The sequence below is a fragment of the Desulfoprunum benzoelyticum genome (assembly GCF_014201505.1).
GTDB lineage: Bacteria > Desulfobacterota > Desulfobulbia > Desulfobulbales > Desulfocapsaceae > Desulfoprunum > Desulfoprunum benzoelyticum.
Genome location: NZ_JACHEO010000002.1, coordinates 307,832 through 322,975, shown reverse-complemented (window position 1 = coordinate 322,975; position 15,144 = coordinate 307,832). Strand labels below are relative to the sequence as shown.

The following is a 15,144-nucleotide window of genomic DNA, read 5'->3' as shown; positions in this document are numbered from 1 at the left end:
GAAAAGCATAATCATCCTGATCGAAAAAAACGACCCCCGCATCGCCGCGAAGGGCCATTTGCCGTGCCCCCTCATCCGCTGCCGCGCTTTCCCCTTGGGTTTCAGACCATTGTCTGTTATAGCTGAGCCAATGGGCCGCTGCATCATCGAGACGGTCTGTTTCGATTCTTTCCGCCTCTCCCGCTACATGGTGCCCAGATTTCTCCGTGGAAACGACTTCTTTAGACAGACCCGGGCCGGCTCGCCCGACCCGGGCCGGCCTCTCCCAGCTTCTGAACCTGCTCCGGCCCTCCTTCACCCGGCACCGGCTGCGCCTCGCGGTCGGTCTCACCGCCCTGCTGGTCGTCGATTTTCTCCAACTCATCATCCCGCGGATCATCAAGCACGGGGTCGACGGCCTCGCCGCGCTCACCATCAGCCGCGACGATCTCCTGCGGCTGGCCGTTCTGGTCATCGCCATCGCCCTCGCCGTCGCCGGCCTCCGCTTTGTCTGGCGCTATCTGATCATCGGTTTTTCCCGCCTGCTCGAGGAATCGCTGCGCAACCGCATCTTCTCGCATCTGCTCAAAATGGACGCCCCGTTTTTCGAGCGCCACACCCCAGGCGATCTGATGGCCCACTCGAGCAATGACCTCGCCGCCGTCCAGATGGCCTGCGGCATGGGGGTGGTGGCGGCGGCCGACGCCCTGGTGATGTCGGTGGCGACCATCATCTTCATGCTCCATATCCACGTCGAGCTCACCCTCCTGGCCCTGTTGCCGATGCCCTTTCTCGCCTGGTTCACCCGCATCCTGGCCGGCCGGCTGCACCATCGCTTCACGACGGTGCAGGAGCAGTTTTCCCTGCTCACCGAATTCTCCCGCTCCGCCGTGATCTCCATCCGCCTGATCAAGGCCTATACGATGGAGCGGTTCCAGACCGCACAGCTGGACCGCCTCGGCCGTCAGTACGTGAAGAGCAATATCGCCGTCGCCGTCATCCAGGGGCTGATCAGCCCGATCGCCACCCTGGCCGGCAACCTCGGCATGCTGATCATCCTCTTCGTCGGCGGCCGGCTGGTGATCACCGGGGTCCTGACGATGGGCGACTTCGTCGCCTTCATCTCCTACCTGGCGATGCTGGTCTGGCCGATGATGGCCATCGGCTGGGTGGCCAATATCGTCCAGCGCGGCCTGACCTCGCTCAACCGCATCCACCACCTGCTGATCAGTCAGTCGGCCCTGCCCGATATCGCCGATTCCGGCGAACCGCCGCTGGTCCGGCCGTCCTTCAGCCTGCGGAACCTGACCTTCCGCTACGCCCCGGACCTGCCGCCGGCCCTCGACGCCATCGATCTCGAGATCGGTCCCGGCATCCATGGCATCACCGGTCGCACCGGCAGCGGCAAGTCGACCCTGTGCCGGCTCCTCGCCCGCCTCTATCCGGTGCCGGACGGGCGGGTCCTCTTCGGCGACCGCGACGTCAACACCCTGGCGCCGGCATTTGTCCGTTCCCATATCGCCTATGTCGGCCAGGAACCGATCCTCTTCTCCGACACCGTCGCCGCCAACATTGCCCTCGGCCGGCCGGAGGCGACGGAAGAGGAGATCGTCGAGGCCGCCCGCAGCGCCGCAATCGATGACGAGATCCGCGATCTGCCCGACGGCTACGCCACCCTGGTCGGCGAGCGCGGGGTCAAGCTCTCCGGCGGCCAGCGCCAGCGTCTGGCCCTGGCCCGGGCCCTGCTCTGCAATCGGCCGGTGCTGGTGATCGACGACGGCCTGTCGGCGGTCGACGTCGCCACCGAGCACGAGGTCTTCGCCGGTCTGCGGCAGCGCTTCGCCGGCAGGACCGTGCTGATCGTCTCCAACCGGATCAAGATGCTGTCCCTCACCGACCGGATCGTCGTCCTCGACGAGGGCCGCATTGTCTGTGCCGGCGGCCACGACGAACTCCTTGCCGCCAGTACCCTCTACCGCTCGATGTACGACAAGCAGATGCGGCCCCAGGCCGATGAGAAGGGGGCGGCAGGATGAAGGATTTCGGCTACGATGAAGACGGCAGGGCCGGATCGCTGAGCGATATCCGCATCTGGGGCCGCATCCTCAGGTACAGCACCCGCCACTGGCCGGCCCTTACCGGGGCGGTGCTGCTGTCCTTCTTCGTCACCGGCGGCACCCTGGCCCTGCCTGCCCTGCTGCAGCGCGGCATCGACGGCTATATCACGGCGACGGACCTGGACGGCGCCGCCCGCCTCGCCGGCCTGGGTACGACCTCGCTGTGGTATGGACTGCTGGTGATCCTCGTCTTCGCCACGACCTTTGTCCAGACCATCGTCCTCGAGTGGATCGGCCAGTCGATCATGCACCGCATCCGCCAGGACCTGTTCGCCCACGTCCTCCGCCTCGACCTGCAGTTCTTCAACGACCACCCCACCGGCCGCCTGGTCACCCGCCTGACCAACGACATCCAGAACATGTACGAGATGTTCACCTCGGTGATGGTCACCCTGTTCAATGAAATGGTGCGCCTGCTCGGCATCCTCGTCCTGCTGTTCCTGATGAACGTCGAACTGGCCCTGCTGATGACGATCTTCGTCCCCCTTTCGGCCCTCATCACAATCCTCTTCGCCCGTCTGGCCCGGGCCTGTTTCCGGGCGATCCGCCACCAGCTCGTCCGGCTCAACAGTTTCCTCCAGGAGGCGATCAGCGGCATGAGCATCCTCCAGTTGTTCGGCCGGGAGGGCAAGAGCCGCCGGGAATTCGAGGACCTCAGCCATGGCTATCTTCAACGGACGCTGAGCCTGATCCGCCTCTTCGGCACCTTCATGCCGATGACCGAGTTCATGAGCAGCCTCGCCACCGCCCTGATCCTGTGGTACGGCGGCGGCGAGATCATCCGCTCCCGCCTCACCCTCGGCGAACTGGTGGCCTTCATCTCCTACATGCGCCTGTTTTTCCAGCCGCTGCGGGAACTGTCGCAGAAATACTCCATCGTCCAGTCGGCAATGGCCTCGGCCGAACGGATCTTCCAGCTGCTCGACACCGGCAGCCGGATCGCCGAACCCGACCAGCCGATCGCCAGACCGGCCGCCATCCGCGGCGAACTGCGGTTCGACAAGGTCCGCTTCAGCTACGACCAGCACCAACCCGTCCTTCACGACCTGTCGCTTACCCTGCGGCCCGGCCAGGCCGTCGCCCTGGTCGGCACCACCGGCTCCGGCAAGACGACGCTCGTCAACCTGCTGCTGCGCTTCTATGAACCGCAGGCCGGCGCGATCACCATCGACGGCATGAACATTGCCCGCCTCGCCCTCGCCGACCTGCGCACGATCGTCGGCGTCGTCCTCCAGGACGTGCTGATCCTCCAGGACAGCCTGCTCGCCAATATCGTCATGAACAGCGGCCGCAGCCGGCAGGAGGTTGAAGAAATCCTCGCCCGCACCGGGATGGCGCGTTTTGTCGGCCGGCTGCCGCGCGGTCTCGACACCCTCATCGGCGAGGGCGGCCATGAACTGTCCTCCGGCGAGAAACAGCTGCTGGCCTTCGCCCGGGTCCTCTGTCGCGCCCCCGCCATCCTGGTCCTCGACGAGGCCACCGCCGCCATCGACACCGAATCGGAGAACATCCTCGAGGAGGCGATCGCCGACAGTTTCCGGGGACGGACCTCACTGGTCATCGCCCACCGCCTCTCCACCATCCGCCGGGCCGACCATATCATCGCCATGCGGCATGGCCGCATCGTCGAGCAGGGCAGCCACGACGAACTGATGGCCGCCGGCGGCTACTATGCCGATCTGGTGGCCATGGACCGCCATAACGGCAACGGGGAGTAGGCCGGCCCACATAACACCGCGCAATTGCCCCCTTCCTTCTGCAAGCGGTAGAATTCCCTTGCCTTTACCGATGTTTCCCAGCACAGTGATAAGATGGCGGAAAGACCTTGAGAAGGGGAAAAAACAGTGCAGGAGCAGCATGAACCAGGTCAGCGATGAAGAACTGAAGCGGGTGATCGCCGATTTCCTCGATATGGGCCATGTCGACAATATCGTCGCCATGTTCCGCCGGGAACCCCGCTATTACGACTGGACCGGCGAGATCCTCGCCGACCGGCGCTTCGCCGTCCGACTCGGGATCTCGATCCTGTTCGAAGAACTGAAGAGCCTGCAGCCGGAGGAGCTGGCACTGGCCGTCCCTTCCCTGCGCCGGGCGCTTCACAGCGAAGAGCCGCTGCTGCGCGGCGAAGCGGTCAGCATCCTCGGCATCATCGGCACCGCGGAGGCGATCGAGCTGGTGCGATCCGGACTTGCCGATCCCAACCCGCAGGTCCGGGAGATGGCCGCGCTCGTGCTGGACGAGCTATGAGCGGTTCATCACGGGGCCTGGCATCGCTCTGCTCCAGGATTTCCTGGTGGGGCTATGTGCTGATGGCGATCATCAGCTACGCCGTGGTGAAGCACGTCGCACCCGGGCTCGCCGTTGCCGCCGGTTATGCGGCGATGAGTGGTTTTTTCGCCCTCCTCGCCCCGATCATCACCATCGGCTTCCTGCTCCTCGCCGCCGCCCGCCTGTACGACGACGGTCAGGGTCAGGTTCCGCCGCCAGGGCCGGAACAGGCGATGAAGGGGGAGGGGAGCGAAGACGATGCGGGTCCAAATCCCCCCGGCAAACAATGAGCCGATGCCGGCGGAGCGCCGTTTATGCCGACATCCGATTGACCGCGGCACCTTTTCTTCGCTACAATAGAGAACTCTACAAATATACCACCCCGGGAGATATACGATGATCGACGACATTGCCCGCCTGGACCAGGAAATCGGCATCCCTGAGACCTGTTATTTCTCCTGCCCGGTCTGCGACAAACCGTACCGCATCCGTTACGATGTCTCCGGCAGAAAGATCTATGACGGCAAATACGACGAATACACCTGTTTCATCAAGGAGGGGCGCTGCCTGTACTGCGAGACAGCACTCTACCTCGCCTATGATGCCGATCATCTCTGTATCCTCGCCTATGATGCGGCGGCCGAGGAACGCCGCCGCCGCTACGCCGCCAGGCATGACAAACGGCAGCGGCAGATGAAAAAGATCAAACAGCTGCTGAAAGAAAATCCGACCGCCGAACTGCAGGCGAAGAGATCCCAACTGAAACAGAAGCTGAAACGGCTGGAGATGAAGATGAGCACCAGGAACGAGGCATATCTTCAACAATGCCACCAGCTGATGACCGCCCGCCGACTGGAGGACAGTGTTTCCTTCTGAATCCTGAAGCGGCGCCCCCGTCCAATACTCCGACCGGGCCTGTCCCGGAGGTACAGCATGGCCAAAAAAAATAGCGGCAAGAACACGATCGCACAGCGCGAAGGCGAGATCTGGGGAATGGCGACATATTATTTTTTCTGTCCCGTCTGCGACAAATCCTACAGCCTTCAATACGACGCTTCCGCGAGAAAGCGTTTCGACGGCAGATATGAGCCGCATACCTGTTTCATCCAGGAGGGCCAATGCCGGTTCTGCGAGACCCCGCTCTCCATCGCCTACAGTGCCGACCAGCTTGGCATCGTCGCCTATGATGATGACGAGGAGAAGCGCTGGGCAGCCCTGTTCGACCGCTACCGCAGCCAGTGGAAGAAACTGAAGAAAATCAAACGGGAGATGAAAAAGAATCCCGACAGGGGCCTGAAGCGGAAGAAGGATGTCCAGAAAAAGAGGTGCCGGGAACTCGAACAGGAGATACTGGCCAGCGAGGAGCGGTATGCCCAACGCTGCGAACAGCTGCTGCTCGCCAGGGAGCGGCAGGAGAGCGTCGACTTCTGAGCCCCGGACCATTTCCAGGCGCCGGCGATTGCACCGGTACCGCGTGGTTCCGGCACGGTCGCCGGCGGCGGCGACAGGCCGGGGTTACAGTCGGTCGGCCAGTTCCATCCCCTGCAGGATCGCCCGCTCGGCGTCAAGCTCCCCCGCTTCCAGCGCCCCGCCGATAATATGGCATTTGCGGCCGGCGGTCGCGAGTTCCTGTTCCAGCCCCCGTTCAGACAGCTGGCCGGCACAGATCACCACCGTATCGACCGCGATCAGTTTTTCCTCGCCGCCATGGCGGATCCACACCCCCCGACCGTCGATGCGTTGATACTCGACCCCGCTCCAGAATTTGACCCCGCTCTTTTTCAGCAGTGCGCGGTGAATCCACCCTGTGGTCTTGCCGAGCCCTTCTCCCGGCTTGCTCGACTTGCGCTGCAGGAGATGGATCTCACGTCGCGGCTCGGGCCACACCGGCTTTTTCAGGCCGCCTGGTTGCCGATACTGGCGGTCGATCCCCCAGGCATCGAGAAAACCATCGATGCCGGCGCCGGCCGCACCTTGTTCAAGGAGGAAGGCGGCAGTATCGAAACCGATACCGCCGGCGCCGATGATGGCGACTCTCCGGCCGGCCGCCTGCCGGCCGGAGATGACCTCGGCATAACCGTGAACATGGGGCAGGTCAGCCCCCTTTATCGCCACCGGCCGCGGCCGGAGCCCGGTGGCGATGACGATCTCGTCGTATTCCCGCACATCTTCGACTGTCGCCCGACTTGACAGGCGAATTTCGACCGCGAGCCTGGCAAGCTGCGTCCGAAAGTAACGCAACGTCTCTGCAAAATCCTCCTTGCCCGGGATTGCCCGGGCCAGCAGAAACTGGCCGCCGATCTCTCCGGCGGCCTCGAACAGGGTGACCCGATGCCCCCGGGCGGCGGCGGTCACCGCGCAGGACAGGCCGGCCGGCCCACCGCCGATGACAGCGACCCGCTTCGATGAACCAACCTCGGCGAACGGTCTGATCGTCTCATGGCAGGCGCGGGGATTGACGAGGCAGGAGGCCGTCCTGCGGGTGAAGATATGGTCGAGACAGGCCTGGTTGCAGGCAATGCAGGTGTTGATCTCGTCGGCCCGGTTCTCACCGGCCTTGCGGACCCAGAACGGATCGGCCAGAAAGGGGCGGGCCAGGCTCACCATGTCCGCCGCCCCGGAGGCAAGCGCATCCTCGGCCACCTCCGGGGTGTTGATCCGGTTGCTGGTGATCAGCGGGACCTTCACCGCCCCCATCAGGCGCCGGGTGACCCAGGTGAAGGCCGCCCGGGGGACGATGGTCGCGATGGTCGGCACCCGGGCCTCATGCCAGCCGATGCCGGTGTTGATCAGAGTCGCCCCGGCCTTCTCGATCGCCACCGCCAGTTCGACGACCTCTTCCCACGAACTGCCGTTGTCGACCAGATCAAGCATCGACAGGCGGTAAATGATGATGAACCGTTCCCCCACCTTCTCGCGGATGCCCTGGACGATGGCCAACGGCAACCGGATACGGTTGGCAAAGGAGCCGCCCCACTCGTCGGTGCGTTTGTTGGTCTTGGCGGCGATAAACTCGTTGATCAGGTAGCCCTCCGAGCCCATGACCTCGACCCCGTCGTAGCCGGCCTGGTGCGCCAAGGCGGCGCAACGGACGAAATCGTCGATTGTCTTCCTGATGCCGCGCCGGCTCAGAGCCCAGGGCGCAAAACGGTTGATCGGCGCCTTCAGCTTCGTGGGAGCGACACAGAGCGGGTGGTAGCCGTAGCGGCCGGCATGGAGGATCTGCATGCAGATGGCCCCGCCCTGTTGATGGACCGCCTCGGTGATCAACGCATGCCCACTGATCTGTGACGGTGACGCCAGGCGGATCGAAAAGGGTGCGACCCAGCCGGAGCGGTTCGGGGCGACGCCGCCGGTGACGATCAGACCGGCCCCGCCCTCGGCCCGCAGGCCGAAATAGGCGGCCATGCGCCTGAATCCGTCCGGCTCCTCTTCCAGTCCGGTATGCATCGATCCCATCAGGACCCGGTTGCGGATGGTGATGAAGCCAAGGTCAAGAGGCCGAAACAGGTGAGGAAAAGCAGAATCTGTGGTATGCATATGCTCATCTCCGTCAATTGCAAAACTACCATCACCGGCAACACGCCACCCAACAGACTGGGCGGCAGAACATCGATACCCGGATAACAACAAGGAACAGATATGGACTATCAGGGCAACATCTTCCGCCCCCCTAGCGAGGCGAATTCCATCCTGCTGCAGGTCACGAGGGGCTGCTCGCACAACAAGTGCACCTTCTGCGAGTTGTACAAGGGGACCCGCTTTGCGCTCAAGGACGAGGCGACCATCGAAAGTGATCTCGAGTTCGCCCGAACCCACTGCCGCCGCCAGAATCGCCTGTTCCTCTGCGACGGCGACGCCCTGATCCTGCCCCAGAAGCGCCTCGTCGCCCTGCTGACGGCCATCCGCGACAGACTTCCCTGGGTGACCCGGATCGGCACCTACGCCAACACCAGGAGCATCCGCAGCAAGACCCCCGAACAGCTCGAGGAACTGCGCGACCTCGGCCTCGCCATCGCCTACATGGGGCTCGAATCGGGAGACGACGCCACCCTGCAGGCGATCATCAAGGGGGCGGATTCGGCCCAGATGATACAGGCCGGCCGCAAGGTCCGCGCCGCCGGGATCCAGTTGTCGATCACCGTCCTGCTCGGCATCGCCCAGGAACGACGCTCAGCGATTCATGCCGAGGAGACCGGCCGGGTACTATCGGCGATCGACCCCGAGTTTGTCGGGGTGCTGAGCCTGATGCTGCTCCCGGGAACACCGCTCCACTCCGCCTGGCGCGAGGGCCGATTCGTCCTCCCCAGTCCGGACGGGATGCTGGCGGAACTGCGGCGGATGCTGGCGGCGACCAATCTCAGCGACGGCTACTTCCACGCCAACCACGCCTCCAACTACCTGCCGATCAAGGCCCATCTGCCGCACGACAAGGCTAAGACCCTGAACCTGATCGACATGGCCCTCAAGGGCAATATCGGCCTGAAACCGGAATACATGCGCGGTCTCTGAGACATCTCCCTCCCGCACAAAAAAAGCCCTTGCAGCACAAGGCGGCAAGGGCTTTTTTGTTGCCGTTGAAAAAAATCAGAACTTGTAGTTCAGGCCAACGGTCATCAGGATCGCCGAGGCGTCGGTAAATTCGCCGTAAGCGGTGCCAAGCGGCGTAACCGTGACTTCACGTTTTTCCTTGTAGTCATAGAGGAGGGCCATACCAACATCCATCTTCTCGTTGACCTTATACTGGGTTCCGACCGAGAACAGCCAGGCGTCGGAGTCGGGCAACTCGAACCCGAGGGTCTCCTTCGGCACCGGAGTCTCGTCATAGGCGATACCGCCCATCAGGGTCCAGGTCTCGTCGAGTTGATAGCTGAGACCGATGCGATAGGCGCTGCTGTCGTCCCAGTCTTTCGTCTTGGGAGTTTCGAAAGGAGAACCTACGGCCGGGAAGAAATCGAAATCGAGTTCCTCATACTCCGACCAGAAGGTGCGATCCCAGGACAATTCGACAGTCAGGGCTTCAGCCGGCTTGAAGGCGGCGGCAATGGTCAGGACCGCCGGAGCCGGGATGGAGACTTCACCATCTCTGGTCGGCAGGGTCCTGCCGAGAAAGAGGTCGACATCACCCTCGAAATCGAGGTCGACATTGGACCGATAGGTGGCGGAAAAATTCAGGTCCTCGGAAGGTTTGACGGCGACGGCGAGGTTATACCCCCACTCCGTGGTATCCCCATCGACTGTCATGGCGGCGGGGGTTCCCACATACCGGGCATCGGTCTCCACCCTGGCCTCGCTGTAGAGCAACCGCGGTCCGCCGGAGATCGAGACCATGTCGTTGATCCTGTAAGAGACGGTCGGGTTGAAATCTATGACGGTGAGAGAGAATTCCTCGGCAGTCGCCCGTGGGTACGGATCGTTCCAGCGTTTGGCCAGACCATAGGGGGCAGTGATCGACAGACCGAATCGGAAATTCCCATAAAAGGGGGAGACCAGAAAACCGGTGGGCAAGAGGAAATTCTCGTCCTCTGATTCGGAATCGAAGTACGGTGACCGGTAATCCTCGTACGAGATCGGCGTCAGATGGATATAGGTCAGGTTGGCCTGTGCCTGCCAGCCATCGCTGAGCCAGGACATGTTGGCCGGATTGTAATACGCCGCGTCGGCACGACTGGCGGAAGCCACGTTGGCTCCGGCCTTGGCCGAGGAATCGACCGACTGCTCCGGAATCCGGTAGCCTGAGGCCAATGCGGCAGTTGCGGTAAACAATGAGACCAGTGCCAATGCAGAAATTGTCTTCTTCATGCTTCTCTCCCCTTGAGCGGGTTCATTTTACGTGTCCACCTCAGCGGTAAACACCCCCTGTCGATATACTGCCTCCTCCTCGCTCTCAACCATCACCGTATGGCGACAGTTTTGTACATGAATCCATAATTATACGAAATTACGCTGCACTAGTTTACCTTTACGTTTGTGTAATATACCGACAGGTTCGCTGTCAACAACAATTGCTCTTGTCGGAGCAATATCCGTCCGAAACATCATACAACCGCCCGGCAACCGCTCAGTCCGTGCATCGTTACAGTTCATGCGCTCAGTTGAGCACACTGCTTCCCAGCCTTTCAATCTGTTCGCGCACTTCACCCTCGAGGGCCATCGCCCGACCGGAACGGTCGGCGATCACGAAGGTGATCCTGGCGTCAGCGGCAACCTCCCCTGTCCTCTTGAGGACGATTTTCTGCAGCAGCACCGCGCTCTTGCTGCCGATCTTCTCGATTTCGGTCGAAACATTGATGATCTCACCGACACCGACCGCCTTGCGATAATTGACATTGATATTGACGACGAGAAAGATCTGGCCTTTCGCCACCCATTCCATGAGATCGATGTTCGATTCCAGATGCGCCCAGCGATCCTCCTCGAAAAATTCGAGATAGCGGGCATTGTTGACATGGCCGTAAAAGTCGGCGTGATACCCTCTCACCTTGATTTCCGTCAGGTATTCCATCCTGCTGAACCCTCCATTTTCCTTGCATGGACAGCGGCAGGCGGTGTCCCCGTCCTGCCGCCGCCTCTTCAGGCTTTTTTACCGAAACAGCGCAGAAAAGACTGCAATGCTCCAGGATTGTTGGACTTGATCGTGCCTGAGAAAAAATCTTTCATCCCCGGCCGATAGTCGTCCTGCCAGATACGCAGAAAGAATTCCGGGCTGGTCTTGCAGACGCAGTCGGCATTTTCGACTGTCTTTCCCGTCTCGACCCGGCAGGCATCGGGGGAGACGACAACCGTCCGCTTCGTCTCCCCAAGGGTGAAATAAAAGCTGACCGGGGCGTCGACGACACCAGGGACGAAGACCTCCGGCAGCCGCTCGAATATTTCTTCAAGCATCCCGGTCTCCTTACAGTGCCTTGATCTTCTCGGTCAGCAGCGGCACGAACTGCTTGAGATCGGCGACCACCAGGACGTCGGCGACATCGCCGATCGGCGCATCCTTGTCGGTATTGACGGCAATGATGAACTCCGATTTCTTCATCCCGGCGAGGTGCTGAATCGCCCCGGAGATGCCGCAGGCGAGATAGAGCTTCGGCGTCACCGTCTGGCCGGTGGTCCCGACCTGGCGCTTGTGCTCGACCCAGCCGGAGTCGACGACCGGGCGGCTCGCCCCGTATTCGCCCTTCAACGCCTTGGCCAGGGCGGCGATCATCTCGACGTTCTCGGGCTTGCCGATGCCGCGGCCGGCGCTGACGATGATCTCGGCCTTGGTCAGATCGACCCCGCCCGCCTCGGCTGCCTCATAGCCGCCGAATTCGAGCCTGCCGCCACCGGCGACGCCGACCTTCTCGACCGTCGGGCTGCCGGACGGCGCCTCGGTCAGGCCGAAGGCCCCGGCCTGCAGGGTCACCACCGTCAGCCCGGTCTTCGAGGCGACGGTACGGCGCAGTTTGGCGTTGCACGCCGGCACCACCAGCACCCCGTCTTCGACCTCGACGACCTCCGACACCTGCGCCGCCTTCAGGGCGAAGGCCAGCCGCGGCGCCAGGTCCCAGCCGTAGGACGAATGGCTGAAGGCGATCATCTCCGGCTGCTCCTTCGCCACCACATCAAGCAACAGCTGCTTGTGGACATCCGGATTGAACTCGCCGCAGGCCGACGCATCGGCCAGATAGAGTTTTCCGGCGTAGGCCGGCAGCGCCGCCTCGCTGCCGACGACAAACATCGCGCTGTCGGCGCCCATCTTCGCCGCAAAGGCGATCAGTTCGTTGACGCTGCCCAGCAGCTTGCCATCCCTGTATTCCGCAACAAGCAATATCTTCATCGTTCCCTCCTAGGCCAGAACGCCGGTTTTTTCCTTCAGTATCTGGATCAGCTGGTCGACCAGCTGCCCGATCTCTCCTTCCAGCACCAGTCCGCCGCCCTTCTTCACCGGGAAGTACATCTTCCCCGTCTCCTGGCGGGCATCGACCTTCAACAGGTCGGCCACGGGCAGCGACAGCAGCTCCTTCTTCTTTGCCTTCATGATATTGGGAAGGGTGGGATAACGGGGGGTATTGAGGCCGAGCTGGCAGGTCACCAGGGCCGGAGCCGCGGCCTTCACGATCGATTTGACCCCGCCTTCCAGTTCACGCCTGGTCTCGATCCGGCCGTCGGCGTAGGCGAACTGGACAATCGTCGAGATGCTCGGAATCCCCAGCATCTCCGCGGTCAGCACCCCAACCTGGGCACTGCCGCGATCCTGCGACTGCATCCCGGTAAAGATCAGATCGAACTGCTTGTCCCGGGCAAACTCGGCGATGATCCCGGCAATCTCGAAGGGCTCCTTCTCCGCCGCCTTGTCGTCGGCGACATGGACCCCGCGATCGCAACCCATCGCCAGCGCCTTCTTCATCGTCTCTTTGACCCGCTCGCCGCCGATGCAGAGTACGGTCAGGTCGGCATCCCCCACCTGCTCCTTGACCTGCACCGCCTGTTCGACCGCATACTCGTCATACTCGTTCATCCGCCAGGCGAGATCGGCGGTGTCATACCACTTGCCGCTCGCCGCCACTTTGAATTTCGATTCCATGTCCGGAACCTGTTTGATGCACACCAGAATCTTCATTGTATCTCCTCCAGTTCTTCGTGGGACAGCTCCCTTTTTTGATGTCGCCGGCAGCGGCCGGCAACCTATTTCGCGATCCGTTCCGCCAGAATCTCGGCAATATCCCGGGGGCGCAGCGACTCTTCGACACCGGCTCCCTTGACCCCGTCTTCGAACATCGTCAGGCAGAACGGGCAATTGGACACCAGCACCCCGACCCCGGTGGCCGTCGCCATCTGCACCCGGCGGATATTGATCCGCTCGCCGAGCTTCTCCTCGGCCATGATCCGGCCGCCGCCGGCGCTGCAGCAGAAGGCCTCGGCCCGGTTCTTCGTCATCTCGACGATCGTGCCGCCGGCCGCCTGGATCAGGGCCCGCGGCGGGTCGTAGATATCGTTGTGGCGGCCGAGGTAGCAGGAATCGTGGTAGGTGCAGGTCAGGCCCTGAGCCTCAATCTTCAGCCGGCCGGCATTGAGCAGCCCCTGCAGGAAGACGGTATAGGTCTCGACCTCCACCTCCAGCCCCATATCGCGGTAGTCCTTGGCCAGGGTGTTGTAGCAGTGGGGGCAGGTCGTGACGACCTTCTTCACCCCGCTGCCGTTGATCAGCTCGACCATCTCGGTGGCCAGGGTCTGGTAGAGGTACTCGTTGCCCATCTTCCGCATCGGCTCGCCGCAGCATTTCTCTTCTTTGCCGAGGATCCCGACCCTCACCCCGGCTGCCTGGCAGAGCTTGATGAAGCTGCGGGCGACGGCGATGTTACGCTTGTCGAAGGAGGCGTAGCAGCCGACGAAGTAGAGGATGTCGACATCGCCGTCCTCGCCGACGGTCTTGACTCCCAGGCCCTCGGCCCAGTCGCCGCGCGAGGCGTAACCGATGCCCAGCGGATTGCCGTTGACCTCGGTGGCCTCCATCGCCGCCATGACCTCGTCGCCGGGGAATTCACCCTCCATCAGCACCATGCTCCGCCGCAGCTCGACGATCTTGCCGACATGCTCGATCGCTGCCGGACAGATTTCCTGGCAGGCCCGGCAGGTCGTGCAGGACCACAGCACATCCCGGCCGATCAGCTCGATCAGCTGGCTGTCGGGGGCGGTGAAGGCCGCCTCGCCGATCTGGTTGACGACCGTCATCGGCGACAGCGGCTTGCCGGTGGCATAGGCCGGGCAGCGGTCCTGGCAGCGCTTGCACAGGGTGCAGGCGTCGGCATCGAAGATATCTTTCCAGGTCAACTCTTTGAGACTGGTGGCGCCGAAGGTCTCGGACGCCTCGTTCTCGAGGTCGAGGCTGACCAGCTTGCCCTTGGGCCCGCGATCGGCGAAGAGGTAGTTGGCACTGGTGGTCAGGATGTGGCGGAACTTGGTGAAGGGGATCAGCCCGATAAAGACCATGACCAGCAGCAGGTGGAACCACCAGGTCAGTTTGTGAATCGTCAGCAGGGTCTCTTCCCCGGCCCCCGACAGCAGACCGGCAAAGGCCATGCCGACCGGCGACCACGGGGCCAGCGGCGTCCCCATTTCGGTGACCGCCATCCTCGCCCCTTCGATGACGAAGCCGGTGATCAGGATGGTCAGCATCAGGCCGTGCATGATCGCGTCGTCGGGCTTGGTGATCAGCCCCTCCGGTTTGAGGACGTAGCGTCGGAACAGCAGCCCGCCGAGCATGACGATGGCGACCAGGCCGGCGAGATCGAGAACGATCGAGAAGATCTTGTAGAAGGTGCCCGTAAGGAACTTGATATCGAACAGCAGGTCGGTAAAATCGGCCTGGATGACGATCAGGGTCGTACCGATCAGCAGCAGGAAGAAGCCCCAGAAGAACAGGCCGTGCAGCAGGCCGGGCCAGAGGACCCGCGTGACCTTCGTCTGCAGCAGGACATTCTTCAGCATCGCGACCACCCGCTCCCCCAGCTGGTCGGTGCGATCGAGCGGCAGGCCCTGCCGGTATACCGCCATCCGCTGCCGGAAACCATACACCAGTACCGCCAGGGCGATGATTACCAGCAGGTACATCGGCACCAGGGTAGCCGCGCCATGGCCGACATTCCAGTAAATCTCACGTGTGAATTCCATCGTTGTCTCCATCATCGAACCGTTCATTCCTCTCGTTGCCGCCTTCAGCGGGTCAGGGCCGTGCCGATGACCTGCCGCCGGATCTCGCCTGTTTGTGCGTGGATCCCGGCGATTTTGGCGTCACGCCTCATCC

Annotated in this window: 14 protein-coding genes; 7 read left to right on the top strand and 7 right to left on the bottom strand. The window is 62.5% G+C overall.

The annotated features are described in order from the left end of the window. Positions 1–206: 206 nt before the first annotated feature. From HNQ81_RS03930 to HNQ81_RS03905, 6 genes are all read left to right on the top strand, one after another. Positions 207–2,015, top strand: coding sequence for an ABC transporter transmembrane domain-containing protein (locus HNQ81_RS03930; RefSeq protein WP_183348507.1), 1,809 nt, complete (start codon positions 207–209; stop codon positions 2,013–2,015). Further along, complete coding sequence (locus HNQ81_RS03925; protein ID WP_183348504.1) at positions 2,012–3,814, top strand: ABC transporter ATP-binding protein; 1,803 nt, start codon at positions 2,012–2,014, stop codon at positions 3,812–3,814. The genes HNQ81_RS03930 and HNQ81_RS03925 overlap by 4 nt, the downstream gene beginning before the upstream one ends. A gap of 139 nt (positions 3,815–3,953) precedes the next feature. Then, positions 3,954–4,343, top strand: coding sequence for a HEAT repeat domain-containing protein (locus tag HNQ81_RS03920; protein ID WP_183348502.1), 390 nt, complete (start codon positions 3,954–3,956; stop codon positions 4,341–4,343). Beyond that, on the top strand, positions 4,340–4,654 hold the full coding sequence (locus HNQ81_RS03915) for a hypothetical protein (protein ID WP_183348500.1): 315 nt from the start codon (positions 4,340–4,342) through the stop codon (positions 4,652–4,654). The genes HNQ81_RS03920 and HNQ81_RS03915 overlap by 4 nt, the downstream gene beginning before the upstream one ends. 106 nt (positions 4,655–4,760) lie before the next feature. Continuing rightward, positions 4,761–5,240, top strand: coding sequence for a hypothetical protein (locus HNQ81_RS03910; protein WP_183348498.1), 480 nt, complete (start codon positions 4,761–4,763; stop codon positions 5,238–5,240). 57 nt (positions 5,241–5,297) lie between these two features. Beyond that, entirely contained in the window at positions 5,298–5,795 is a 498-nt protein-coding gene (locus HNQ81_RS03905) for a hypothetical protein (RefSeq protein WP_183348496.1), read from the top strand. 84 nt (positions 5,796–5,879) lie between these two features. Here the strand turns inward: HNQ81_RS03905 and HNQ81_RS03900 are convergent, their stop codons facing one another. Beyond that, positions 5,880–7,904: an FAD-dependent oxidoreductase gene (locus HNQ81_RS03900; RefSeq protein WP_183348494.1), complete on the bottom strand. Its 2,025-nt coding sequence runs from the start codon at positions 7,902–7,904 to the stop codon at positions 5,880–5,882. 102 nt (positions 7,905–8,006) lie between these two features. Here HNQ81_RS03900 and HNQ81_RS03895 point away from each other — a divergent pair, with 102 nt between their 5' ends. Then, positions 8,007–8,876: a radical SAM protein gene (locus HNQ81_RS03895; protein ID WP_183348492.1), complete on the top strand. Its 870-nt coding sequence runs from the start codon at positions 8,007–8,009 to the stop codon at positions 8,874–8,876. Between the two features lie 75 nt (positions 8,877–8,951). On the opposite strand, the gene HNQ81_RS03890 is transcribed toward HNQ81_RS03895, so the two are convergent. From HNQ81_RS03890 to HNQ81_RS03865, 6 genes are all read right to left on the bottom strand, one after another. Further along, the gene (locus HNQ81_RS03890; RefSeq protein ID WP_183348490.1) at positions 8,952–10,166 is read right to left on the bottom strand and encodes an OmpP1/FadL family transporter; all 1,215 of its coding nucleotides are present in this window, start codon (positions 10,164–10,166) and stop codon (positions 8,952–8,954) included. Between the two features lie 289 nt (positions 10,167–10,455). Then, positions 10,456–10,869 (bottom strand): acyl-CoA thioesterase, encoded by a 414-nt coding sequence (locus HNQ81_RS03885; RefSeq protein WP_183348489.1) that lies wholly within the window; start codon positions 10,867–10,869, stop codon positions 10,456–10,458. A 68-nt stretch (positions 10,870–10,937) separates the two neighbouring features. Beyond that, the gene (locus HNQ81_RS03880; protein WP_183348488.1) at positions 10,938–11,249 is read right to left on the bottom strand and encodes a hypothetical protein; all 312 of its coding nucleotides are present in this window, start codon (positions 11,247–11,249) and stop codon (positions 10,938–10,940) included. 10 nt (positions 11,250–11,259) lie between these two features. Further along, positions 11,260–12,177: an electron transfer flavoprotein subunit alpha/FixB family protein gene (locus HNQ81_RS03875; protein WP_183348487.1), complete on the bottom strand. Its 918-nt coding sequence runs from the start codon at positions 12,175–12,177 to the stop codon at positions 11,260–11,262. Positions 12,178–12,186: 9 nt separating this feature from the next. Then, positions 12,187–12,960, bottom strand: coding sequence for an electron transfer flavoprotein subunit beta/FixA family protein (locus HNQ81_RS03870; protein ID WP_183348486.1), 774 nt, complete (start codon positions 12,958–12,960; stop codon positions 12,187–12,189). Positions 12,961–13,025: 65 nt separating this feature from the next. Beyond that, positions 13,026–15,011 carry a heterodisulfide reductase-related iron-sulfur binding cluster gene (locus HNQ81_RS03865; RefSeq protein ID WP_183348485.1) on the bottom strand — a complete coding sequence of 662 codons (1,986 nt, stop codon included), beginning with the start codon at positions 15,009–15,011 and terminating at the stop codon, positions 13,026–13,028. Between the last annotated feature and the right edge of the window lie 133 nt (positions 15,012–15,144).

Excerpts from the sequence above, each read along its gene's own strand:
- HNQ81_RS03910 (WP_183348498.1), top strand. The coding sequence starts at position 4,761 with ATGATCGACGACATTGCCCGCCTGGACCAGGAAATCGGCATCCCTGAG.
- HNQ81_RS03925 (WP_183348504.1), top strand. The coding sequence starts at position 2,012 with ATGAAGGATTTCGGCTACGATGAAGACGGCAGGGCCGGATCGCTGAGC.
- HNQ81_RS03870 (WP_183348486.1), bottom strand. The coding sequence starts at position 12,960 with ATGAAGATTCTGGTGTGCATCAAACAGGTTCCGGACATGGAATCGAAA.
- HNQ81_RS03895 (WP_183348492.1), top strand. The coding sequence starts at position 8,007 with ATGGACTATCAGGGCAACATCTTCCGCCCCCCTAGCGAGGCGAATTCC.
- HNQ81_RS03880 (WP_183348488.1), bottom strand. The coding sequence starts at position 11,249 with ATGCTTGAAGAAATATTCGAGCGGCTGCCGGAGGTCTTCGTCCCTGGT.
- HNQ81_RS03865 (WP_183348485.1), bottom strand. The coding sequence starts at position 15,011 with ATGGAATTCACACGTGAGATTTACTGGAATGTCGGCCATGGCGCGGCT.
- HNQ81_RS03890 (WP_183348490.1), bottom strand. The coding sequence starts at position 10,166 with ATGAAGAAGACAATTTCTGCATTGGCACTGGTCTCATTGTTTACCGCA.
- HNQ81_RS03900 (WP_183348494.1), bottom strand. The coding sequence starts at position 7,904 with ATGCATACCACAGATTCTGCTTTTCCTCACCTGTTTCGGCCTCTTGAC.
- HNQ81_RS03915 (WP_183348500.1), top strand. The coding sequence starts at position 4,340 with ATGAGCGGTTCATCACGGGGCCTGGCATCGCTCTGCTCCAGGATTTCC.
- HNQ81_RS03885 (WP_183348489.1), bottom strand. The coding sequence starts at position 10,869 with ATGGAATACCTGACGGAAATCAAGGTGAGAGGGTATCACGCCGACTTT.
- HNQ81_RS03875 (WP_183348487.1), bottom strand. The coding sequence starts at position 12,177 with ATGAAGATATTGCTTGTTGCGGAATACAGGGATGGCAAGCTGCTGGGC.
- HNQ81_RS03920 (WP_183348502.1), top strand. The coding sequence starts at position 3,954 with ATGAACCAGGTCAGCGATGAAGAACTGAAGCGGGTGATCGCCGATTTC.
- HNQ81_RS03905 (WP_183348496.1), top strand. The coding sequence starts at position 5,298 with ATGGCCAAAAAAAATAGCGGCAAGAACACGATCGCACAGCGCGAAGGC.